Here is a 23937-nt window from a genome sequence, read left to right on the forward strand (position 1 = left end):
GAAACGTCACGTACGTCGGCCGAGTGGGCAGCGCGCTGCCCACTCGGCCGGCCGCAGCGACGCCTCGGCCGGGCGGGGTCAGGTGCGCGCGAGTGCTTGGGCCCGCCACAGCTCGTCGCGCGGGGAGCGCCGCCGGTCGAGACGAGCATCGAGCAGCACCCGGGCCTCGTCCCAGCGGTCGGCGCGGAGCAGACCGGCGATGCGCGCCTCCTCGATGATCTCCCGCTGCGCGTCGGAACCCCCGAGGCGGCGGATCGACGGCGCGAGCACGGCGAGCCGGTCGGCGGCGGCCGAGTTCGCACCACGGGCCATCAGCTCCAGCGCCTCGGCGAGCGGAGAGACGACGGTCGCCATGGTCGGATGTACGTGCCCGGCGGCCCAGGACCGCAGCTCGTCGAGCGCCCCGATGTCACCGGTGGCGAGGTGGGCCACGGCGGTGTGCATGGCCAGGAACGGCGTGGCGGGCCGGGTCATGGTCTCGCGGCCGGTGACGCGTACGACCGCGGCGATGTCGGGGACGTCGTGTGCGCCCGGGGTGAGCGCCCAGCGGAACAGCAGCGACCCGGAGTCGACCAGTGCCCGGCAGCCCAGTGCGTTACCGGGCTGGAGCTGGGTCTCGTAGCGGCGGCGTACGGCATCCAGGTCGCCCAAGGAGAGCTCGTGCAGCGCGGCATGCCACGAGAAGTGCGACAGCGAGTCGATCTCGGCGCCGTCGCCGAGCACCCAGGAGGACATCCAGGCGAGGCCCGCCTCGTGATCTCCGGTCTCGTAGTGCGCATGCGCCCGGGCATGGGCCGAGTGGCCGGCGCCGGGCTCCACCGCCAGCGAGGCGCAGGAGAGCGCCATCGCGTCGTCGAAGCGACGCTGCTCCTGGCGTACGAACGCGAGCAGGCCGGCGAACCACCAGTCGTCGCCGTAGGCCGGCACCGCGCGCTCCACGATCGCCCACGCTTCCTCGGGCACCTCGGTGGCCCCGGCGAAGGCGATGGTCGGCACCGCGGTCGACAGCAGCAGCGCGTCGCGTGGGAAGGCCGCCAGGTGGTCGATCAGCGGCCGCGGGTTGCCGCGGATGTGTGCCTCGACCGCGTGTACGTGGCTGCGCTCGCGCTCGGTCGCGCGCCGCGCGTGCAGGCGAGCCTGCTGCAGGCGCGCGGCCACGTCGACGGGAGCACACATCTCGTGCCCGAGCAGGGCAAGCGCCGCGTGGCCCAGCGCGAAGGTCGGGTCGAGGACGATCGAGGCCGCGAACGAGGACAGCGCGCCATCTCGCAGACGAAGCACGTCGAGCAGCCCCTGGGAGTAGCTCAGGGCGGCTTCGTCGCTGGTGGTCAGCGCGTATCCATAGCGATCACGACAAGGCACATAACAATACTAGACCACTAGACTTTAAAACCCAGGGCATGAGCGCCCGATTTCCCCAGACTCAGGGAGCGGCGAGCTCGCCGGAGCCTCGGGGGATCAGTCGGGTGCCGATGGTGACGGTCTGAAGCGGGCCGTCGGAGTCGCCGGCGATGCGCTGGAAGAGCAGGCGTGCGGCGGCCGCGCCCATGGCACCCGGATCCTGTGCGACGACGGTGAGGCCGGGCTGGAGGAGGTCGCCGAGCTCGACGTCGTCGAAGCCGACCAGCGCCAGCCGCGCGTCGCGTCGGGCGAGCTCGCGAAGGACGCTGACTGTGGTGCGGCTGTTGCCGCACAGCAGCGCGGTCGCCGGCGTCGGCCCGTCCAGCAGCCGGTCCAGCGCGTCGGCGGTGGATGCGGGGGAAGGGGGCGCCTGGGTGACGAGCTCGTCGGAGACGGCGATCCCTGCGGCCTCCAACGCCTCGCGATAGCCACGCAGGCGCTCGCCGGCGGTGTAGATCTCGGGCGCGTCGCCGATGAAGCCGATGCGCCGGTGTCCGTGGGAGAGCAGATGCTCCACTCCGCGTCGGCTACCACCACGGTTGTCGGTGAGGATCATGTCGGCCTCGATGTCGCCGGGCGGGCGGTCGACGAACACCACCGGGATACCGGCCCGCATCTCCGGGAGGAGATAGGAGTGGCTGGAGCCGGCCGGCACGATGATCAGGCCGTCCACGCGCCGCTCGCAGAACGCGAGGGCGAGATCGCGTTCCCGGTCGGAGTCCTCGGCCGAGGATCCGGCGAAGACCATCGTCCCGTGCTCACGGGCGACGTCCTCGACGGCCCGGGACAGGATCGAGTAGAACGGGTCGGCGACGTCCTCGAGCAGCAGCCCGATCGTGCCGGAGCGTCCCTGCCGGAGATCGCGAGCGCTGGCGTTGCGCCGGAACCCGAGTTCGGCGATCGACTCGAGCACCGCTGTCCGGAGGTCGTCGTTGACGTTCGACTCGCCGTTGACCACCCGCGACACGGTCTTCAGGCTCACTCCGGCCGCCGCCGCCACGTCCTTCATGGTCGGGCGGCGCTGATGACGGTTCTGGTCGAAGACGGGTGATGCCACGTGCTCAGCGTAGACGCAGTTGCGAGCGTGACAACGATGTCTGCCTGGTTCTCGCGGACGGATAGAAATTTAGGGTGATCAGGACAGTCCCCGCGTAAATCCTTCCGAATCTCGTTGACAACGTTGTCATCTCACGATTCCATCAGGGTGGCCCCCATGTGAAGGAGATCACACCCATGCATCGTTGGGACGCATCACCCAGAACCCGTGGCAGAGCCGTACGCCTGGCCGCGATGATCACAGCAACAGCGGCGCTGACGATCGGGATGAGCGGAACCGCCCCGGCGCTCGCCACCCCGGAGGCGGAGCCGTCCGCACCGAAGAGTGACACCGCTGACCCCCAGCAGACCGCCGAAGGCGGTGACTGGAGCACCTCCCTCGAGGAGGACGATCCCCAGCCCACCTGGGCTGACCTCGTCGATACCGACGAGGACGGCAAGCGACGTACCTCCGGTGTGGCCGGTCCGGACCCCTCCGGCATCCCCGGCGACATCGCCTCGCACATCACCGGCGTCAGCGCCAGCGGAGAGAACACCGGCTCCGGGGAGGGGGCCGCCGAGCTCGTCGACGGCGACATCAACACCAAGTGGCTCACCTTCGCGACCACCGGCTGGGTCCAGATCCAGCTCGACCAGCCGATCAGCGTCGTCAGGTACGCCCTCACCTCGGCCAACGACGCGGCGGAACGTGACCCGAAGGACTGGGTGATCCAGGGCTCGACCGACGGCCAGAACTGGACCACCGTCGACCGACGCACCGGCCAGTCGTGGGACGAGCGGTTCCAGACCCGCGAGTTCGAGATCGCCTCCCCGCAGGCCTACTCCCACTACCGCATCGACATCTCCGCCAACCAGAGCGGCGGCATCATCCAGCTCGCCGAGTGGCAGCTCTCCGACGGCTCCGAGCCCCCGCCGCCGCTGGAGAACATGACCAGCCACCCCGACGACGGCCCCGCCTCGGCGTACGCCGCGAAGTCGAAGGTCGGCTTCACCGGCACCCACGCCTTCGAGTACGCCGGAAAGATCACCGGCGAGAAGGGTCACTCCTACAACCGCGTCTTCGACGTCGACATCCCGGTCGGCAAGGAGACCGAGCTCTCCTACCTGGTCTTCCCGGAGTTCGTCGAGGGCGACCTGAGCTACCCGAGCACCTACACCGCGGTCGACCTGGCCTTCACCGACGGCACGCTGCTCTCCGAGCTCGGAGCGCTCGACGCGCAGGGCTACGAACTGTCCCCGGAGGGCCAGGGCGAGTCGAAGTCGCTCTACACCAACCAGTGGAACAAGAAGACGTCCGTCATCGGCGAGGTCGCGGCCGGCAAGACGATCGACCGGATCCTGGTCGCCGTCGACGCGCCGAGCGGCCCGACGAAGTTCCGCGGCTGGTACGACGACATCGAGATCACCGCCTCCCCGAAGACACCCCAGGTGACCAGCCGCGTCGACTACGCCGTCACCACCCGAGGCACCCAGTCCAGCGGGAGCTTCTCGCGGGGCAACAACATCCCGGCGACCGCGGTCCCGCACGGCTTCAACTTCTGGGCGCCGATGACCAACGCCGGCTCGCTGTCGTGGTTCTACCGCTATCACCAGGACAACGACGCCCAGAACCGGACGAGCCTGCAGGCGCTCACGCTGAGCCACGAGACCAGTCCCTGGATGGGTGACCGGCAGACCTTCCAGGTGATGCCGTCGTCCGCCGAGGGCGTCCCTGACCCGGCCCGCAAGGCACGCGCGCTCACCTTCGAGCACGACAACGAGACCGCCCGGCCGTACTACTACAAGGTCGGCTTCGACAACGGACAGAGCGCCGAGATCGCACCGACCGACCACGCCGCGGTGTTCCGGTTCACCTATCCCGGTGACGATGCGAGCCTGGTGTTCGACAACGTCAACAACGACGGCGGCCTGACCCTCGACCCGGCGGCGGGAACCCTGCAGGGCTTCACCGACACCCGCAGCGGCCTGTCCAACGGCGCGACCCGGATGTACGTCTACGCGACCTTCGACCAGCCGGTCACCGGCGGCGGGAAGTACGCCACCGGAGAGCGCCCGAACGTCCAGGGCCACCTGAAGTTCGATGCCGGCGCGGACAGGACCGTGACGATGCGCATCGCCACCAGCCTGATCGGCATCGACCAGGCCAAGCGCAACCTGCAGCTCGAGGTCGCCGACGACTCCTTCGACACGGTCAAGGAGAAGGCGAAGGCGCTGTGGCAGGACAAGCTCGACGTCCTCGACATCAAGGGCGCGACCAAGGACCAGAGGACCACCGTCTACTCCAACCTCGCCCGGCTGTTCCTCTACCCCAACTCGGGCCACGAGAACACCGGCACCGAGGACGAGCCGGTCTGGAAGCACGCCGTCCAGTCGACCTCGGGCGACAGCAACCCGCCGGGCACCACGCCCACCCACACCGGGGCCGAGATCAAGGACGGCAAGGTCTATGTGAACAACGGCTTCTGGGACACCTACCGCACCACCTGGGCGGCCTACTCGCTCCTGGAGCCGAGCCAGGCGGCCGAGATGGTCAACGGGTTCGTGCAGCAGTACAAGGACAACGGCTGGATCTCGCGCTGGTCATCGCCGGGCTACGCCAACCTGATGACCGGCACCAGCTCGGACGTCTCCTTCGCCGACGCGTACGTCAAGGGTGTCGAGGGCATCGACGCCGAGGCCGCCTACGCGGCCGCCGTGAAGAACGCCACCGTCCGGCCTCCGGGCTCCGCGACCAACTCCAACGTCGGCCGCAAGGGCATGCAGACCTCGGTGTTCCTCGGCTACACGCCTGCGGCCGTGAGCGAGGGCGTCTCCTGGGGACTCGAGGGCTACATCAACGACTACGGCATCGGGAACATGGCCGCGAAGCTCGCAGCACGCGACGGGATCTCCGGCGCCGAGCGGAAGCGGCTGAAGGAGGAGTCGGAATACTTCCTCAACCGCGCCCGCAACTACGTCAACACCTTCGACACCAAGGTGGGCTTCTTCCAGGGCCGCAACGCCGACGGCACCTTCAAGAAGTCGCCGGCCGACTACAACCCGCTGGTGTGGGGCAGCGACCACGACTACACCGAGACCAACGGCTGGAACTTCGCGTTCCACACCCCGCAGGACGGCCAGGGCCTGGCCAACCTCTACGGCGGTCGCGGTGGGCTGGCGAAGAAGCTCGACACCTTCTTCTCCACTCCGGAGACGGGGGAGTACCCCGGTTCCTACGGCGGCATCATCCACGAGATCCGCGAGGCCCGGGACGTACGCATGGGCCAGTGGGGCTTCTCCAACCAGGTCAGCCACCACATCCCGTGGATGTACACCTACGCCGGCCAGCCGTGGAAGACGCAGGAGATCGTCCGCGAGACCCTGCGCAGGATGTACACCGGCTCCGAGATCGGCCAGGGCTACGCCGGCGACGAGGACAACGGCGAGACCTCGGCCTGGCACCTGTTCGCCTCCCTCGGTCTCTACCCGCTCCAGATGGGCAGCGAGAACCTCGTGCTCGGCTCGCCGCTGTTCACCGAGGCCACCCTCCACCTCGAGGGCGGCAAGGACCTGGTGATCAAGGCACCGGACAACTCCACGGAGAACGTCTACGTGCAGGGCGTCACGATCGACGGCAAGCGGTGGGACAAGACGTACGTCGCCCATGAGGAGCTCGCCGACGGCGGCACCATCGAGTTCGACATGGGCTCGAAGCCGTCGAGCTGGGGCACCTCGCCCAGCGCCGTGCCGCCGTCGCTGACCAACGGTTCCCAGCCGGCCAGGCCGATCGCAGACAGGTCCGGCGCGGGCAAGGGCACGGTGAGCGCCAGCGGGAGCGACGGCGAGACGCTCGTCGACAACGACTCCGGAACGCAGACGACCGTGGCCGGCGACGGCTGGGTCGAGTACCGGTTCAGCGCACGCAAGGTGCCGGTCTCCTTCTACACCCTCACCAACGGCGCCGACGGTCGCTCCCCGAGCGGCTGGGTCGTCAAGGGATCCAACGACGGCGCCGACTGGAAGGTCCTCGACCGGCGCTCGGGCGAGACGTTCGACTGGCAGCAGGCGACCCGTCCGTTCAAGCTCGAGTCGGAGTCGAGGTTCAACCGGATCCGGATCGAGTTCACCGGGCCGGCCGCCGAGCAGATCACGCTCTCGGAGGTGGAGCTGCTGGGCTGACGCCGTCTCGACGGACACGACGATGCCCGGCCGGTTCGATCCGGCCGGGCATCGTCCGTCCCGCCTGCGAGGAGACTGTCGGTGCCCGCTACTAGGGTTGGGACGTGCCCGATCCGCAGAGCTATCGCCCCAGAGCTGGAGACATCCCCACCCAGCCCGGGGTCTACCGGTTCCGCGACCCGAAGGGGCGGGTGATCTACGTCGGCAAGGCGATCAACCTGCGCCAGCGGCTCGCGAACTACTTCCAGCCGATCCCGTCGCTGCACCCCCGCACGGCGACAATGGTCACCACCGCGGCCAGCGTCGAGTGGACGACGGTCAACAACGACATCGAGGCGCTCCAGCTCGAATACACCTGGATCAAGGAGTTCGACCCGCGGTTCAACGTCAAGTACCGCGACGACAAGTCCTACCCCTGGCTGGCGGTGACCGTCTCCGAGGAGTTCCCGCGGGTGATGGTCGGCCGCGGCGCCAAGCGCAAGGGCACCCGCTACTTCGGCCCCTACGGCCACGCCTGGGCGATCCGCGAGACGGTCGACATCCTGCTGCGGGTCTTCCCGATGCGCTCGTGCAGCAACGGGGTCTTCAAGCGCTCCCAGCAGATCGGCCGGCCCTGCCTGCTCGGCTACATCGACAAGTGCACCGCTCCCTGCGTCGGCAACATCTCCGCCGAGGAGCACCGCGAGATCGTCGACGACTTCTGCGACTTCATGGCCGGCCACACCACGGCGTTCACGAAGCGGATCGAGAAGGAGATGTACGCCGCGTCCGAGGCCCTCGACTTCGAGAAGGCCGCGCGCCTGCGCGACGACCTGGGTGCGATGCAGCGTGCCCTGGAGAAGCAGGCCGTCGTGCTCGGCGACGGAGCCGACGCCGACGTGATCGCTCTGGCCGAGGACCCGCTCGAGGTGGGCGTGCAGATCTTCTACGTACGCGGCGGCCGCATCAAGGGCCAGCGCGGCTGGGTCGCCGACCGGATGGACGACGCCGACACCGCCGGTCTGGTCGAGCACTTCCTGCTCCAGCTCTACGCCGGCGAAGACGCTGAGGCGATCCCGCGCGAGATCCTGGTCCCGGCCCTGCCGCCCGACCACGAGACGCTCGAGGAGCTGCTCTCCGACGTACGCAAGGCGAAGGTGCGGATCCGGGTTCCCCAGCGCGGAGACAAGAAGACGCTCCAGGAGACCGTCGAGAAGAACGCCAAGCAGGCTCTCGCGCTCCACAAGACCAAGCGCGCCAGCGACCTGACCACCCGCAACCGGGCGCTGGAGGAGATCCAGGAGGCGCTCGAGCTCGAGGAGGTGCCCCTGCGGATCGAGTGCTACGACATCTCCCACCTGCAGGGCACCGAGATCGTGGCCAGCATGGTGGTCTTCGAGGACGGGCTCGCCCGCAAGTCGGAATACCGGCGCTTCATCATCAAGGGCCAGGACGGCTCCGACGACGTCAAGGCGATGCACGAGGTGATCACCCGGCGGTTCAAGCGGCTGCTCGACGAGCAGTCCACGTCGATCGTCTCGACCGAGGTCGAGGGCGCCAGTGGGCCGATGCTGGTCGACCCGGAGACCGGCCGACCCCGCAAGTTCGCCTACGCCCCGGGGCTGGTCGTCGTGGACGGTGGCGCCCCCCAGGTCGCGGCCGCGCAGCGGGCCTTGACCGAGCTCGGCATCGACGACATCCCGGTGGTGGGGCTGGCCAAGCGCCTGGAGGAGGTCTGGGTGCCCGACGAGGAGGACCCGGTCATCCTGCCGAGGTCCTCGGAGGGTCTCTACCTGCTGCAGCGGGTCCGCGACGAGGCGCACCGGTTCGCGATCAGCCACCACCGCGGCCGCCGCTCCAAGTCCATGGTGGAGAGCCTGCTCGACGACGTACCCGGCCTCGGCGAGGTGCGCCGCAAGACGCTGATGAAGCACTTCGGCTCGCTGAAGAAGCTCCGGACCGCGACCGTGGAGGAGATCGCCCAGGTGCCCGGCATCGGCCCCGGCACGGCGACGGCGATCAAGACCGCTGTGGAGCAGACGGCGAAGAATGGCAAGGTTAGCGGCATCAACGTCACCACCGGCGAGATCATCGAGGAGTAGGTCATGCACAAGGGGGAGGTCGTCGTCATCACCGGCATGACCGGTGCCGGGCGGAGCACCGCCGCCAAGGAGCTGGAGGATCTGGGCTACTACGTCGTCGACAACCTGCCGCCGAGCCTGCTCCCACAGGTGGTCGAGCGGGTCGACGCCGCCCGGGGCCCGGAGCAGCCGGTGGCGGTCGTGACCGACGTACGTTCGGGGTCCTTCTTCGCCGAGCTCGAGGAGATCGTGGCCAAGGGAGCCACCGGGCGGCGTACGACGCTGGTCTTCCTCGATGCCGCCGACGACACGCTCGTACGCCGTCAGGAGGCCGCCCGGCGGCCGCACCCGATGCAGCGCGGCAACGAGCGGCTGCTGGACGCGCTCGAGCGCGAGCGGGTGGTGCTGGCCAACCTGCGTGGTGCCGCCGACCTGGTCATCGACACCACCCAGCTCAACGTGCACCAGCTCACCGCCAGGATCGCGGAGGCGTTCGGCACCCCGGAGCGGACGACGCTGAAGGTGTCGGTGGTGAGCTTCGGGTTCAAATACGGGATCCCGGTCGATGCCGACTTCATGGCGGACATGCGGTTCCTGCCCAACCCGCACTGGGTGCCAGAGCTGAAGGACGGCAACGGGCGCGACAATCCTGACGTCGCCAGCTATGTCTACTCACGCCCTGGTGCGGAGGAGTTCCTGAGCGGGTATGTTCCGGTGCTCATCGGCGTGACCAAGGGCTACCTCCACGAAGGAAAGAGGTTCATGCGCGTGGCAATCGGGTGCACAGGCGGCAAGCACCGCAGCGTGGCGATGGCGGAGGAGATCTCCAGGAGGCTGCGAGATGCCGGCCTGGACGCGAAGGCGATCCACCGAGACCTCGGGCGGGAGTGAGCGTGGCCGGGGCCGACCGACCCGGGGCAGATGCCCAGGCCGTCGTCGCCCTGGGGGGAGGGCACGGACTCCACGCGTCGCTGAGCGCGCTGCGGCTGCTGGTCGACGACCTGACCGTCGATCAGCTCACCGCGATCGTGACGGTCGCCGACAACGGCGGCTCGAGCGGCCGGCTTCGCCGCGAGTTCGGTGTGCTTCCTCCGGGCGATCTGCGGATGGCTCTCGCGGCGCTGTGCGGCGAGGACCGCTGGGACGACACCTGGGCGCAGGTGCTGCAGCACCGCTTCGCCGGTGAGGGCGAGATGCGCGGCCACAACCTCGGCAACCTGCTGATCGTGGGGTTGTGGGAGCAGCTCGGCGACCACGTCGAGGCGCTCGACTGGGTCGGTCGCCTGCTGGGCGCCAAGGGCCGGGTCCTGCCGATGGCGCTGGTGCCGATGGACATCGTCGCCGACGTACGCGGCCTGGTGCCCGGGTCTCCGGAGGCCCTCACCTCGGTGCAGGGTCAGGTCGAGGTCGCCAGCACCGACGGGATGATCGAGTCGATCCGGCTCATCCCTGACAACCCGCCGGCAGCGCCGGATGCGGTCGCGGCGATCCACGACGCGGAGTGGGTGTTCTTGGGCCCCGGGTCGTGGTTCACCTCGGTCCTGCCACACCTGATGGTCCGAGCGCTGCGTGAGGCCCTGGTAGCGACGTCAGCGAAGATCGTCGTCGTGCTCAATCTCGGCGAGCAGCCGGGGGAGACGACCGGCTTCGGACCCGCCGAGCACCTCTCGGTCCTTCTCGACCATGCCCCCGACCTCCGCATCCACACCGTCCTCGTCGACTCCTCCCTCGACGGCCTCGACGAGCTGTCGCGGGTGGCCGAGAAGTGCGGCGCGCAGGTCGAGGTGGCCGACGTCGCCGTCGGCGACGGGACTCCTCGCCACGACCCGGAGCGGCTCGCCGCTGCGTACGCGAGGGTGATCGGGGCGGGCTGACCGAAGCCGCGTCATCAGGCTTCGGGTGCGCCGTCCTACCCTCCGTAAGCCTCGCTCTGGGCCCACACAGATTGCTCTGAGGTGGAACCGATTCGAGGGTCGTTGACAACAATGAAAGACTCTCCGACATGGCGATGACGGGACAGGTGAAGGCCGAGCTGGCCTCCACTCAGATCACCAAGACATGCTGCCGCAAGGCAGAGGTTGCCTCGACGTTGAGGTTCGCTGGGGGGATCCACATCGTGGCCGGCAGGATCGTGGTCGAGGCTGAGCTCGACACCGGTCTGGCGGCTCGGAGATTGAAGCGAGACATCGCCGACGTCTTCGGTCACGAGGCAGAGGTGGCTCTCATCCAGGCGAGCGGGCTTCGCAAGGGCAGCCGCTACATCGTGCGCGTGGTCAAGGACGGTGAGGCGCTGGCGCGCCAGACCGGCCTTCTCGACCAGCGTGGCCGGCCGGTGCGGGGTCTCCCGCCCGCGGTCGTCTCCGGCGGAGCCTGCGACGCCGTCGCCGCCTGGCGTGGCGCCTTCCTGGCCCACGGCTCGCTCACCGAGCCCGGTCGCTCCTCCTCGATGGAGGTGACCTGCCCGGGCTCGGAGTCGGCTCTGGCCCTCGTCGGTGTCGCTCGTCGGATCGGCATCTCCGCCAAGCCCCGCGAGGTACGCGGCGTCGACCGCGTCGTGATCCGTGACGGTGACGCGATCGGCCAGCTGTTGACCCGCCTGGGCGCTCATGAGTCGCTGATGGCCTGGGAAGAGCGCCGGATGCGCCGTGAGGTCCGCGCCACCGCCAACCGGCTGGCCAACTTCGACGACGCCAACCTGCGCCGCTCGGCACGTGCCGCCGTGGCGGCGGGGGCGCGTGTCGAGCGTGCCTTGGAGATCCTCGGCGACGACATCCCCGACCACCTTCGCCAGGCCGGCAAGCTCCGTCTGGAGCACAAGCAGGCCTCGCTCGAGGAGCTCGGCCAGCTGCACGACCCCGTGCTGACCAAGGATGCGATCGCGGGCCGGATCCGGCGGCTGCTGGCGATGGCGGACAAGCGTGCCGAGGAGCTCGGCATCCCCGACACCGAGGCGTCGCTGACCGCGGAGATGCTCGCCGAGGACGCCTGAGAGCGACATCCACGACCTGAAACCGGCCCGAGCCCCTCGACTGATCGAGGGGCTCGGGCCGTTTGCTACTCGTCCGTCTTTTGGAACGATCCAACCCAGTCTCCCGCTGTTCAGAGGCGCTGGGTAGTGTCGGCGTCAGCGGGTGATCCCGCGCACAATCTTTTCGACGCGAACCAGGAGTCCACGTGACAGTTCGAGTAGGCATCAACGGGTTCGGCCGGATCGGCCGCAACTTCTTCCGCGCGGTGCGCGCCTCCGACCTCGACATCGAGATCGTCGGGGTCAACGACCTCAGCGACAACGCGACCCTCGCGACGCTGCTGAAGTACGACACCATCCTCGGCCCGCTCGACGCCGACGTGTCCGCCACCGAGGACGCGATCGTCGTCGACGGCAAGGAGATCAAGGCGTACGCCGAGCGTGACCCGGCCAACATTCCTTGGAAGGACCTCGACGTCGACGTCGTGATCGAGTCGACCGGCTTCTTCACCGACGCCACCAAGGCGCGCGCCCACATCGACTCCGGCGGTGCGAAGAAGGTGATCATCTCCGCTCCGGCGAAGAACGACGACGCCACCATCGTGATGGGCGTCAACGAGAAGGACTACGACCCCGAGAACCACACGGTCATCTCCAACGCCTCGTGCACGACCAACTGCCTGGCGCCGCTGGCCAAGGCACTCAACGACGGCATCGGCATCAACCAGGGCCTGATGACCACCGTCCACGCCTACACCGCCGACCAGAACCTTCAGGACAACATCCACAAGGACATGCGCCGCGCCCGCGCGGCCGCGCTCAACGTCGTGCCCACCTCGACCGGCGCCGCCAAGGCGATCGGTCTGGTGCTGCCGGAGCTGAAGGGCAAGCTCGACGGCTACGCCCTGCGGGTGCCGGTGCCGACCGGCTCGATCGTCGACCTCTCCTTCGAGGCCTCGCGCGAGACCTCGGTCGAGGAGATCAACGCGATCATGGAGAAGGCAGCCGACGGGAAATACCTCGTCTACTCGACCGACCCGATCGTCTCCTCCGACATCGTCACCAACCCGGCGTCGTCGATCTTCGACGCCCCGCTGACCAAGGTGATCGGCAACCAGGTCAAGGTGGCAGCGTGGTATGACAACGAGTGGGGCTACTCCAACCGGCTCGGTGACCTGGTGGCCTACGTTGGCGCGAGCCTGTGACCCAACGACCTGCCTCACAGGTTAGGGTCTAGCCCGTTATGTCTCTGAATCTCACGCAGCTCATCGAGCAGGGTGTCGCGGGCAAGCGAGTTCTCGTGCGCTCCGACCTCAACGTCCCGTTGGAAGGCACGACGATCACCGACGACGGTCGCATCCGTGCCTCGGTGCCCACGATCAAGGCGCTGGCCGACGCCGGCGCCAAGGTCGTGGTGGTCGCCCACCTCGGTCGGCCGAAGGGAGAGCCGGACCCGGCCTACTCGCTGGCTCCCGTGGCCACCCGACTCGGTGAGCTGCTCGGTGCCGAGGTCGCCTTCGCGACCGACACCGTCGGCGACTCGGCGAGCTCGGTGGTGGGCAGCCTCGGCGACGGTCAGGTCGCTCTGCTGGAGAACGTACGCTTCAACGCGGGCGAGACCAGCAAGGACGACGTCGAGCGGGCGACCTTCGCCGCCCAGCTCGCCGCCCTGGTCGACGCCTTCGTCTCCGACGGGTTCGGCGTGGTCCATCGCAAGCAGGCCTCGGTCTATGACGTCGCCAAGCTGCTCCCGAGCGCGCAGGGCGACCTGGTGGCCACCGAGATCGACGTGCTCAAGCGGCTCACCGAGACTCCCGAGCGGCCGTACGTGGTCGTCCTCGGCGGCTCGAAGGTCTCCGACAAGCTCGGCGTGATCGACAACCTGCTCGGCAAGGCCGACAAGCTGCTCATCGGCGGTGGCATGGTCTTCACCTTCCTCAAGGCCCAGGGCAACGAGGTCGGCCAGTCGCTGCTCGAGGAGGACCAGATCCTCACGGTGCTCGGCTATCTCGAGCGCGCCGAGGAGATCGGCGTCGAGATCCTGCTGCCGACCGACATCGTGGTCGCCGACTCGTTCGGTGACGAGGCCTCTGCCCGTGTGGTCGCGGCCAACGCGATCCCGCCCGAGTCGCTCGGGCTCGACATCGGCCCGGAGTCGGCGCAGACCTACGCTGCCGCGCTCGAGGGCGCCCAGACGGTCTTCTGGAACGGCCCCATGGGCGTCTTCGAGCAGGCCGCGTTCGCCGAGGGCACCCGCGCGGTCGCCCAGGCGCTCACCACGATCGACGGCCTCTCGGTCGTCGGTGGCGGCGACTCCGCCGCGGCGATCCGGCAGCTCGGGTTCTCCGACGACCAGTTCGGCCACATCTCGACCGGTGGCGGCGCCTCGCTCGAATACCTCGAGGGCAAGACCCTCCCGGGCGTCGCCGTGCTCGACGAGGCGACCGCGGTCGGGGGACTGGGCTGATGGCGGCCAAGAAGGCTGCGGGGCGCACCCCGCTCATCGCCGGCAACTGGAAGATGAACCTCAACCACCAAGAAGCGGTGGTCCTGGTCCAGAAGCTCGCCTGGACGCTCTCGGACAAGCGCCACGACTTCACTGCCGTGGAGGTGGCGGTCTTCCCGCCGTTCACCGACATCCGCTCGGTGCAGACCCTGGTCGACGGCGACAAGATGCGGATCACCTATGGCGCCCAGAACGTCTCCACCCAGGAGTCCGGCGCCTACACCGGCGAGGTCTCGGCCGCGATGCTGGCCAAGCTCGGCTGCTCCTACGTGATCGTCGGTCACTCCGAGCGCCGCGAGCACTACGGCGAGACCGACGCGATCGTCGCGCAGAAGGCCAAGATCGCCCTCAAGCACAACATCACCCCGATCGTCTGCGTCGGTGAGGGCCTCGAGGTCCGCCAGGCAGGCAACCACCTCGAGCACTGCACCGGTCAGGCCGAAGCCTCGCTGGCGGGCCTGACCGAGGCCGAGGTCGGCCAGGTCGTCATCGCCTACGAGCCGGTCTGGGCGATCGGCACCGGCGAGACCGCCACCGCGCAGGACGCCCAGGAGGTCTGCGCCGGCATCCGGGAGCGGCTGGAGAAGGTCTACGGGGCGGAGGTCGCCGGCGGCGTACGCATCCTCTACGGAGGGTCCGTGAAGCCCAACAACGTGGCCGCGCTGATGCAGGAGTCCGACGTCGACGGAGCGCTGGTGGGTGGTGCGAGCCTCTCGGTCGAGGACTTCGCGGCGATCTCCCGCTACTACGACCTGCCAGTTCTCTAGGCCAGTGCGGTAGGTTGACCGCTCTCCAGATAGGATTTCAACGTGGAACTTCTCTTCACCATCATCCTGGTCGTCGCAAGCGTGCTGATGATCGTTCTCGTGCTCCTCCACAAGGGCCGCGGCGGCGGACTCTCCGACATGTTCGGTGGCGGCGTCTCGAGCTCGCTGGGTGGATCCTCGGTCGTCGAGCGCAATCTCGACCGCCTCACCATCGGCATCGGAGTGATCTGGTTCGCCTGTGTGATCGCGCTTGGTCTGTTGATGGCTTACTGAGCCATTCCCCTTCAACGCGCACGCGATAGCGTCTAAACTCATTCGACGCTGGACGGAGATTTTGCCGTCCACTTCCCCCAAAGTGGCCTCTCGGGGCTGCGAACTTTAAGTTGAGAGAGGACACCGCAGCACCATGGCAGGTGGAGGGAACGCGATTCGGGGCTCCCGAGTCGGTGCTGGGCCGATGGGTGAGGCGGAGCGTGGCGAAGCTGCGCCGCGAAAGGCCGTCACCTACTTCTGTGCCAACGCACATCGCTCGGTCATCACCTTCGCCGTCGAGGCGACGCCGCCGGACTCGTGGGACTGCCCCAAGTGTGGGCTTCCCGCTGGTCTCGACGAGGAGAACGCGCCCCCGGCGCCGAAGATCGAGCCTTACAAGACCCACCTCGCCTACGTGAAGGAGCGCCGCTCCGACGCGGAGGCCGAGGACATCCTGGAGGAGGCCATCGCCCTCCTCCGCTCCCGCCGGAAGTCCGGCGAGATCATCTTCTGAACCCCGGCCGAGTCGGCGCATCTGCTCCAAGCAGAGGCGCCGACTCGGCGCATTTGTCCCGCTGGAGACGCGTGAGTCGGCTCCTCTGTCCCGTCTGAAGCGAACGAGTCGGCGCAACTGTCCCGTTCAGCTTGCCAGCCGTCCACCGCGTCGGCGGAGCGCCCGATGGTGCAGTTGCCGGATGCGTACGTCTGCGTCTCCGGTACGCGTGAAGAGATCGTTCTTCGTGAACGCCTCGACCAGCCATCCTTCACGGCATACGTCCAGGCGCCGTTCCCGGTCGCGTAGCTGCTGGCCGGGGGAGGAGTGCCACTCCGCGCCGTCGTACTCGACGGCGGCGAGAAGGTCCTCGTTGCCCAGATCGAGGCGGGCGACGAACTCCCCGGTCACGGTGGAGACCTCGATCTGCGGCGTCATGGGAAGCCGCGCTTGATGGCATCGCAGACCCAGCACCGCTTCCGGCGGCGACTCGAACCTGCCGTCCGCCAGCGGGCCGATCTCGCGAAGTGTCGTCACCCATCGCTGACCGCGGAACTGTTCGATCCCCTCGATGAACTCCTCAGGATCGTACGCACCGAGTCGATGCATCATCGAGACTCCGGCGATCGCCTCGTCAGGCCAGCGGACGCGACCGAGATCCCAGGCCGTACGCAGCGCACTGGTCACCCTCAGGCCACCGATCTCGTCGGTCTCGCTGTCCGACACGGTGCGCTCGCCGCTGCTCGCGATGTCGTTGCGGAGACGGCCGCGGCCGGCCGGGCGGAAGAACGAGAGCGGGCGAAGGCCGATGTGCTCGCCGGGGGCGAGGATCATCTCGGCTCCGAGGAGCCAGCCGGCATGTCGGTCGACGACGATGCAGTCGGCGGGCGCGACCAATCTCAAGCAGGCGGCGCGGATGGCCAGGGAGTCGCCCACCTCGGTGGCCAGATATACGCCCTTCATGGGGCGCCGTACGAGGCCTGTCTCGAGAAGCGTGCCAAGCCGCCTCCGTGAGATCCCCGCGTCGCGGGCCATCTTGAAGGTGAAGGGCTCGGTCGCCGGCAACGGGAAGGTGCTCCCGAGGCTTCCGTTGAACAGCATCTCGTTGATGTCCATGCCCAGAGTCTGGGAGTCAGTCCCCGGTACCACCACCGGACGACGGCGGCCTGTGGAAAAGTCTGTGGACAACGTGGGACTCACGCGCCGACTCGCTTCGTTCCAGTGGGACTGATGTGCCGAGTCGGCGCCTCTGCGTGGGACAGACGCGCCGACTCGGCGGGTCGGTCAGCAGGTGGCGCCGAAGATGGACTCGGCGTACTCCGGGTGGTCGATGAACGGGTTCCGGTTGTGCTGGTAGGTCGAGTAGATCTTGTTGTTGCGCGCCTGCTCGGCGGTGGTGACGGGGTCGGCGCTGTGCCAGGCCAGGAGGACGCAGACCTTGCCGAGGTAGCTGGTCGCGCCGTTGACGGCGTTGTTGACCTCCAGGTCGGCGAAGCCGTCGTCGCCGTTGTAGCGAACGGCCATGTAGAGGATGCCGCGGGCCAGGTCGCCCTTCACGCTGTCGCGGGGCTCGAAGGAGTCGGCGTCGGTCCAGCAGTCGCTGCACTCCGCGACGGCCGAGCCGCCGAGGTCGAAGTCCTTGTTGCCCCGGGTGGAGTTGACGGTGACGTCCTCGGGCCGCAGATGGTGCACGTCGGTGCCGGGGCCGTTGCTGGTTCCGAAGTCACCGTGGCTCTGCGGCCAGGTGTGCTCGCGGTTCCAGTTGTTCGCGTCGCCGCCGTTGTTCGTCTTCGGCGTGGAGACCCCGGAGTAGAACTCGATCACGTTCGCCGAGTTGTTCGGGTCCTGGTCGAGCACCTTCAGCGCCTCCCACACCGCGCTGTAGGTCATCGTGGTGTGCCCGTCGATGATGTTGTGCAGCGCCGACTTCAGCACCGAACCGGACAGGCCCGCGGCGGAGTCGTAGTAGCCCGCCGGGATGTTCGGGTCCGGGGTGGGGCTGGTGGTGGGGGTGGGCGTCGGGGTCGGCGTGGACCCGGCGAACGCGAAGGCGGTGGCGTTCTTGTGCCCAGGGTGAGAGAAGTACGCCGTCAGGGTGCCGGTGACATCGATCTGGCGGCCCTTCAGGCTCGGGTTGGACCGCAGGCCCCACGAGCTGCGGAAGGCGTCGGGGATCTGCACGTAGAGCATCCGTGACGTGCTGGCCTCCGCGGCCGAGTCGGCGATCGCGAGGGCGTAGTCGTTGGGATAGTTGCTGGTCACGACGGTGTTGGTCGCGGTGGGCTGGCCGACGACGTAGCCGCGCACCGTGGCCGTCGAGCCGTTCTGGGTCGCGATCGCCGTGGATACGGTGATCGTGGCCGCCTGGGCCGGGGCGGTCGTGATGACGACCGCCATGAAGCTCGCCAGGGCGAGGGCAACGAGGCTGGCCAGGGTGAGGCGCAGCCGCCGAGAGGCGCTGAAGGACATGCTCGGATGGTGGCAGTCGGCACGTGGTCGGGGAACCCGCTGCGGGAAAGATTTACCTGCCGTTAGCAACCTGGGTAACGGAGTTCCCGAGACATTTGCGCCGACTCGGCGCTTCTGGGTGGGACAGTCGCGCCGAGTCGGGTGGGGGTCAGAGCTTGGACGCGGCTGCGCGGTCCAAGAACCAGGTCGTCTCGTTGGTGCCGACGACGCCGGTGGCGGGGATCTCGTTGATCGGGGCTCCGGCGTGGGCCTTGGCAACGGCATCGGCCTTGCCTTCGCCACTCACCAGGAACCAGACGGTCGAGGACCGTCGGAGAGCCTCGAACGTGAAGGTGATGCGCTCCGGCGGGGGCTTGGGGGAGTCGGTGACGCCGACGGCGATCGTGCCCGTCGCCTCGAGCTGCGGGAACCCGGGGAAGAGGGATGCGATGTGTCCGTCGGGGCCGACGCCGAGCATCAGGATGTCGAAGCCGCCCGAGCCGTGGCTGCGTACGTCCTCGGAGAACTGGGCTGCGGCCTCGTCGACGCTCAGGCCGGAGTCGGTGGCAGGCATCTCGTGGATGCGGTGGTCCGGGACACCGACCTCGGTCAGGAAGGCGGCGCGGGCCTGGCCGGCGTTGCGGTCGGGGGAGTCGGCGGCGACATAGCGCTCGTCGCCGAAGAAGAAGTCGACCGCGCCCCAGTCGACGCCCGACTCGGGTGCGAGCCGCGCGATCTCGCGATGGATCGCCTCGGCGATGGTGCCGCCGGTGAGACCGATGGTGGGTACGTCGCCTGCGGCCTGGAGGTCGGCAAGACGGCTGAGGAACTCTCCGGCGACCGCGGAGGCCAGTGCCTCGGCGGTGTCGTGGACCTCGATCAGTGACTCGGGATGACCGTCGCTGGTCACGTGCGCTTCTCTCTGTAGTAGGCGATGAGGGATCGGGTGGAGGCGTCCTGCTGCTCGGCCGTCTTCTCGTCACCGGAGACGGCCGGGCTGATCTGCACGGCGAGCTGCTTGCCGAGCTCGACGCCCCACTGGTCGAAGGAGTCGATGCCCCACACGACACCCTGGGTGAAGGTGATGTGCTCGTAGAGGGCGATCAGCTGACCCAGCACACCAGGGGTCAGCGACGGAGCCATGATCGAGGTGGTCGGGCGGTTGCCGGAGAAGACCCGTGCGTTGACGATGTCCTCGGCGGTGCCCTCGGCGCGCACCTCCTCGGCGGTCTTGCCGAACGCCAGCGCCTGGGTCTGGGCGAAGAAGTTGGCCAGGAACAGCTCGTGCACGTCGATGTCGCCGTCCGCGAGCGGGTAGGCCGGGTTGGCGAACGCGATGAAGTCGGCCGGGATGACCCGGGTGCCCTGGTGGATCAGCTGGTAGAACGCGTGCTGGCCGTTGGTGCCGGGCTCGCCCCAGAAGACCTCTCCGGTCGCCGACGTCACCGCGGTGCCGTCCCACCGCACCGACTTGCCGTTGGACTCCATGGTCAGCTGCTGCAGATAGGCAGGGAACCGGTGCAGCAGCTGGGAGTAGGGCAGCACGGCGTGGGTCTGAGCGTCGAAGAAGTTGACGTACCAGACGTTCAGGAGACCCATCAGGGCAGGCACGTTGCGGGCGATCGGCGTCGTACGGAAGTGCTCGTCGATGGCGTGGAAGCCACCGAGGAACTCGGTGAACCCCTCGGGACCGATGGCGATCGCCAGGGAGGTGCCGATGGCGGAGTCCACCGAGTAGCGGCCGCCGACCCAGTCCCAGAAGCCGAAGGCGTTCTCCGGGTCGATCCCGAAGTCGGCGACCTTGTCCAGCGCGGTGGAGACTGCCACGAAGTGCTTCTTCACGGCGTCGCCGGCATCGACGCCGTCTCCGAGCGCGTCGAGCAGCCAGGCGCGCGCCAGGCGCGCGTTGGTCAGCGTCTCCAGCGTCGAGAAGGTCTTCGAGGAGACGATGAACAGCGTGGTCGCCGGGTCGAGCCCTGTGAGCTTCTGTCCCGCGTCGGTCGGGTCGATGTTGGAGATGAACCGGCACTCGATCTCCGGGTGGCGGAACGGCTCCAACGCCTCGTAGGCCATCACCGGGCCCAGGTCGGACCCGCCGATGCCGATGTTGACGACGGTCCGGATCCGCTCGCCGGTGACGCCCTTCCACTCGCCGGACCGGACCCGGTCGGCGAAGTCGAAGACCTTCCTCAGGGTCTCGTGGACCCCGGGGACGACATCGGTGCCGTCGACGGTGAGGGACGCATCAGCAGGGAGACGCAGCGCGGTGTGGAGCACCGCGCGGTCCTCGGTGACGTTGATGTGCTCGCCGGCGAGCATCGCGTCGCGCCGTGCCTCCAGGCCGACCTGCTCGGCGAGGGCCAGCAGGTCGGCGAGGATGTCGTCGGTGAGGAGGTTCTTGGAGAGGTCGACGTGGAGGTCGGCCGCCTCGAAGGTGAAGCGTGAGGCCCGGCCGGGATCATCGGCGAACCACGAGCGCAGGTCGGGCTCAAGGCCGTCCCGTCGCTCGGTGAGCGCCTTCCAAGCGTCTGTCGTCGTCGCGTCGACCGGACCCCCGCCCACTACTTGACCGCCTCGATCTGGCCCTTGACGGTGTCGACGAGCTCGACCCAGGAGGCCTTGAACTTGTCCACGCCCTCGGTCTCGAGCACGAGGAAGACGTCGTCGACGTCGACCCCGACCGAGCGCAGCGACTCGAAGACGGTCGCGGCCTCGGCGCCCTTGCCGGTGACGACGTCACCCTTGACCTCGCCGTGGTCGGCGAAGGCCTCCATGGTCTTCTCCGGCATCGTGTTGACCGTGTCGGCGACGACCAGGTCGGTGACGTAGAGAGTGTCCGGGTAGGCCGGGTTCTTGACCCCGGTCGAGGCCCACAGCGGCCGCTGGGCGTTGGCGCCCTCGGCGGCCAGCGCGGTCCAGCGCTCGCACTGGTGGACCTCCTCGAAGGCGGCGTACGCGGCGATGGCGTTGGCCACCGCGGCCTTGCCGAGCAGCGCGGTGGCCTCGGGGGTGCCGATCGCCTCGAGCCGCTTGTCGATCTCGGTGTCCACGCGGGAGACGAAGAACGAGGCGACGCTGCGGATGGTGGACAGGTCCTTGCCGGCAGCCTTGGCCTGCTCCAGGCCGGTCAGGTAGGCGTCCATCACCGCACGGTAGCGCTCGACCGAGAAGATCAGCGTCACGTTGACCGAGATGCCCTCGGCGATCGCGGCGGTGATCGCGGGCAGACCCTCCAGGGTCGCCGGGATCTTGATCAGCACGTTGGGACGGTCGACGGCGGCCCACAGCGCCTTCGCGGAGGCGATGGTCGCGTCGGTGTCGTTGGCCAGGGTCGGCTCGACCTCGATCGAGACCCGGCCGTCGTCCTTGGTCGCGTCGGCGACGGGCGCGAGGATGTCGCAGGCGTTGCGTACGTCCTCGGTGGTGAGGCCGAAGATGACCTCGTCGACGTTCTTGCCCTCGGCCACGAGCGCGCGCAGCTGCTCGTCGTAGCGCTCGCCGTTGGAGATCGCGGAGGCGAAGATGGTCGGGTTGGTGGTCACCCCGACGACGGACTTCTCCTTGACGAGATCGGCGAGGTTGCCGGTCTCGATCCGCTCTCGGGAGAGGTCGTCGAGCCAGATGGACACGCCGGCGTCGGCCAGCGCCTTGAGACGGTCAGACATATTTCATGCTCCCTTGTTGGTGGCGGCGAGGCTCTCCTTGGCGGCCGTGACGACCGCCTCAGGAGTGAAGCCGTACTCCTTGAACAGCAGCGCTCCGGACGCCGAGGCGCCGAAGTGCTCGAGCGACACGATCCGGCCGGCGTCGCCGACGTACTCCCGCCAGCCCTGCTTCACCCCGGCCTCGACGCTGACGCGCGCCTTGACGTTGGGCGGGATCACCGAGTCGCGGTAGTCCTGGTCCTGGGCGTCGAACCACTCCAGGCACGGCAGCGAGACGACGCGGGCACCGATGCCCTCCTTGGCCAGCTCCTCGCGGGCGGCCACGGCGTACTGGACCTCCGAGCCGGTGCCGAGCAGCACGACGTCCACGGTCCCGGTGGGGGAGTCGAGGAGTACGTAGCCACCCTTCGCCACGCCTTCGGTGGTGGCGAATCCGTCCACCCCGCGCGGGAACGTCGGCAGCGCCTGACGGGTCAGGATGAGCGCCGAGGGGCGGTCGTGGTGCTTGAGCACCTCGAGCCAGGCGGCGGCGGTCTCGTTGGCGTCGGCGGGACGGACCACGTCGAGGCCCGGGATGGCCCGGACGGCGGCGAGGTGCTCGACCGGCTGGTGGGTCGGACCGTCCTCGCCGAGACCGACGGAGTCGTGGGTCCAGACGTGGATCACCGGCAGCTTGGAGAGCGCCCCGACGCGGACGGCGCCGCGCATGTAGTCGGAGAACTGGAAGAAGGTGCCGCCGAAGGCCTTCGTCGGCGAGTGGGCCACGATGCCGTTGAGGATCGCCCCCATGGCGTGCTCGCGGATGCCGAAGTGGAGCACGCGGCCCGCGTAGGGGTCGCCCTTCCACTCGTGGGTGGAGCGGTCCTCCGGGACGAAGCTGGGTGCACCGGAGATGGTGGTGTTGTTGGAGCCGGCGAGGTCGGCCGAGCCGCCCCACAACTCGGGCAGCACCGGCGCGAGCGCGTTGATCACCTTGCCGGAGGCGGCGCGGGTCGCGATGCCCTTGGCGTCGGCCTCGAAGAAGGGCAGCGCGTCGGCGATGCCGTCGGGGAGCTCCCCGGCCTGCATCCGCTCGAGCAGCTTCGCGCCCTCGGGGTTGGCCTCGGCCCAGGCGGCCTCCTCGGCACGCCAGGCCTCCTCGGCCTTCTCGCCGCGCTCGATGAGCTTGCGGGTGTGGGCGAGCACCTCGGGGTCGACGTCGAAGGACTTCTCCGGGTCGAAGCCCAGCACCTTCTTGGTCGCGGCGACCTCCTCGGCGCCGAGGGCGGAGCCGTGGGCGGCCTCGGTGTTCTGCGCGTTGGGGGCCGGCCAGGCGATGATGGTCCGCAGCACGATCAGCGACGGCTTGTCGGTGACCTCGTTGGCCGCGGTGATGGCGTCGAACAGCGCCGGCACGTCCTCGGAGTACTCGGTGCCGTCGTGGGTCCAGTCGACCTCCTGGACGTGCCAGCCGTAAGCCTCGTAGCGGGCCGCGACGTCCTCGGTGAACGCGACGTTGGTGTCGCCCTCGATCGAGATCCGGTTGGCGTCGTAGATCATCGTGAGGTTGCCGAGCTTCTGCGTGCCCGCGATCGAGCTCGCCTCGGCGCTGACGCCCTCCTGCAGGTCGCCGTCGCCGGCCAGGACGTAGGTCTTGTGGTCGAACGGGCTCGGCTCGTCGACCGGGGTGTCCGGGTCGAGCAGGCCCCGCAGCCGACGCTGGGCCATCGCGATACCGACGGCGTTGGCGACACCCTGGCCGAGCGGGCCGGTGGTCACCTCCACGCCGCGGGTGTGGCCGCGCTCGGGGTGGCCCGGCGTGAGGGAGCCCCAGGTGCGCAGACTCTCCAGGTCGCCGAGCTCGAGGCCGAAGCCGCCGAGGTAGAGCTGGATGTAGAGGGAGATGCTCGAGTGGCCGACGGAGAGCACGAACCGGTCACGGCCGAGCCAGTCGGTGTCGGCCGGGTTGTGCTTCATCACCTTCTGGAAGAGCAGGTACGCCGCCGGGGCCAGGCTCATCGCGGTGCCAGGGTGGCCGTTGCCGACCTTCTGCACGGAGTCCATGGCGAGAACGCGGACGGTGTCCACGGCCTTGCTGTCCAGATCGGTCCACTCGAGTACAGGTTTGGTGCTCACGAGGTGCCTTTTCAAAATAGGTGGAATCAATTGGGTGGAGTCCACTTG

Annotated in this window: 18 protein-coding genes; 10 read left to right on the forward strand and 8 right to left on the reverse strand. The window is 68.7% G+C overall.

The window, feature by feature from the left end:
• Positions 1-78 precede the first annotated feature (78 nt).
• The gene (locus WBG06_RS13525; RefSeq protein ID WP_336737312.1) at positions 79-1362 is read right to left on the reverse strand and encodes a pyridine nucleotide-disulfide oxidoreductase; all 1284 of its coding nucleotides are present in this window, start codon (positions 1360-1362) and stop codon (positions 79-81) included.
• Between the two features lie 61 nt (positions 1363-1423).
• Positions 1424-2458, reverse strand: a complete 1035-nt coding sequence (locus tag WBG06_RS13530; RefSeq protein ID WP_336737313.1) for a LacI family DNA-binding transcriptional regulator — start codon at positions 2456-2458, stop codon at positions 1424-1426.
• Positions 2459-2691: 233 nt separating this feature from the next.
• Between WBG06_RS13530 and WBG06_RS13535 the strand changes: the two genes are divergently transcribed.
• The 10 genes from WBG06_RS13535 (at position 2692) to WBG06_RS13580 (ending at position 15682) form a co-directional block, all read left to right on the forward strand.
• Complete coding sequence (locus WBG06_RS13535; protein ID WP_336737314.1) at positions 2692-6615, forward strand: GH92 family glycosyl hydrolase; 3924 nt, start codon at positions 2692-2694, stop codon at positions 6613-6615.
• Between the two features lie 104 nt (positions 6616-6719).
• Entirely contained in the window at positions 6720-8696 is a 1977-nt protein-coding gene (gene uvrC / locus WBG06_RS13540; RefSeq protein ID WP_336737315.1) for an excinuclease ABC subunit UvrC, read from the forward strand.
• 3 nt (positions 8697-8699) lie between these two features.
• Positions 8700-9566: an RNase adapter RapZ gene (gene rapZ, locus WBG06_RS13545; RefSeq protein ID WP_336737316.1), complete on the forward strand. Its 867-nt coding sequence runs from the start codon at positions 8700-8702 to the stop codon at positions 9564-9566.
• Between the two features lie 2 nt (positions 9567-9568).
• Positions 9569-10549, forward strand: a complete 981-nt coding sequence (locus tag WBG06_RS13550; RefSeq protein WP_336737317.1) for a gluconeogenesis factor YvcK family protein — start codon at positions 9569-9571, stop codon at positions 10547-10549.
• A 128-nt stretch (positions 10550-10677) separates the two neighbouring features.
• Positions 10678-11664: a DNA-binding protein WhiA gene (gene whiA, locus WBG06_RS13555; protein ID WP_008357163.1), complete on the forward strand. Its 987-nt coding sequence runs from the start codon at positions 10678-10680 to the stop codon at positions 11662-11664.
• 185 nt (positions 11665-11849) lie between these two features.
• Positions 11850-12848: a type I glyceraldehyde-3-phosphate dehydrogenase gene (gene gap, locus WBG06_RS13560; RefSeq protein ID WP_336737318.1), complete on the forward strand. Its 999-nt coding sequence runs from the start codon at positions 11850-11852 to the stop codon at positions 12846-12848.
• Positions 12849-12886: 38 nt separating this feature from the next.
• Positions 12887-14110 (forward strand): phosphoglycerate kinase, encoded by a 1224-nt coding sequence (locus WBG06_RS13565; protein ID WP_336737319.1) that lies wholly within the window; start codon positions 12887-12889, stop codon positions 14108-14110.
• On the forward strand, positions 14110-14916 hold the full coding sequence (gene tpiA / locus WBG06_RS13570) for a triose-phosphate isomerase (RefSeq protein ID WP_336737320.1): 807 nt from the start codon (positions 14110-14112) through the stop codon (positions 14914-14916). The genes WBG06_RS13565 and tpiA overlap by 1 nt, the downstream gene beginning before the upstream one ends.
• 42 nt (positions 14917-14958) lie before the next feature.
• Positions 14959-15189 carry a preprotein translocase subunit SecG gene (gene secG, locus WBG06_RS13575; RefSeq protein ID WP_336737321.1) on the forward strand — a complete coding sequence of 77 codons (231 nt, stop codon included), beginning with the start codon at positions 14959-14961 and terminating at the stop codon, positions 15187-15189.
• A 133-nt stretch (positions 15190-15322) separates the two neighbouring features.
• A complete protein-coding gene (locus WBG06_RS13580; RefSeq protein WP_008357153.1) occupies positions 15323-15682 on the forward strand; it encodes an RNA polymerase-binding protein RbpA in 360 nt (119 codons plus the stop codon).
• 126 nt (positions 15683-15808) lie between these two features.
• Here the strand turns inward: WBG06_RS13580 and WBG06_RS13585 are convergent, their stop codons facing one another.
• The 6 genes from WBG06_RS13585 to tkt form a co-directional block, all read right to left on the reverse strand.
• The gene (locus tag WBG06_RS13585; protein ID WP_336737322.1) at positions 15809-16777 is read right to left on the reverse strand and encodes a hypothetical protein; all 969 of its coding nucleotides are present in this window, start codon (positions 16775-16777) and stop codon (positions 15809-15811) included.
• Between the two features lie 168 nt (positions 16778-16945).
• Positions 16946-18130: an endonuclease gene (locus tag WBG06_RS13590; protein WP_336737323.1), complete on the reverse strand. Its 1185-nt coding sequence runs from the start codon at positions 18128-18130 to the stop codon at positions 16946-16948.
• A gap of 148 nt (positions 18131-18278) precedes the next feature.
• On the reverse strand, positions 18279-19019 hold the full coding sequence (gene pgl, locus WBG06_RS13595; RefSeq protein WP_336737324.1) for a 6-phosphogluconolactonase: 741 nt from the start codon (positions 19017-19019) through the stop codon (positions 18279-18281).
• A complete protein-coding gene (gene pgi, locus WBG06_RS13600; protein ID WP_336737325.1) occupies positions 19016-20671 on the reverse strand; it encodes a glucose-6-phosphate isomerase in 1656 nt (551 codons plus the stop codon). The genes pgl and pgi overlap by 4 nt, the downstream gene beginning before the upstream one ends.
• Positions 20671-21774 (reverse strand): transaldolase, encoded by a 1104-nt coding sequence (tal, locus tag WBG06_RS13605; RefSeq protein WP_336737326.1) that lies wholly within the window; start codon positions 21772-21774, stop codon positions 20671-20673. The genes pgi and tal overlap by 1 nt, the downstream gene beginning before the upstream one ends.
• Before the next feature lie 3 nt (positions 21775-21777).
• A complete protein-coding gene (gene tkt, locus WBG06_RS13610) occupies positions 21778-23889 on the reverse strand; it encodes a transketolase (RefSeq protein ID WP_336737327.1) in 2112 nt (703 codons plus the stop codon).
• Positions 23890-23937 lie beyond the last annotated feature (48 nt).

The sequence above is a fragment of the Nocardioides sp. CCNWLW239 genome (assembly GCF_037137035.1).
Classification (GTDB): Bacteria; Actinomycetota; Actinomycetes; order Propionibacteriales; family Nocardioidaceae; genus Nocardioides.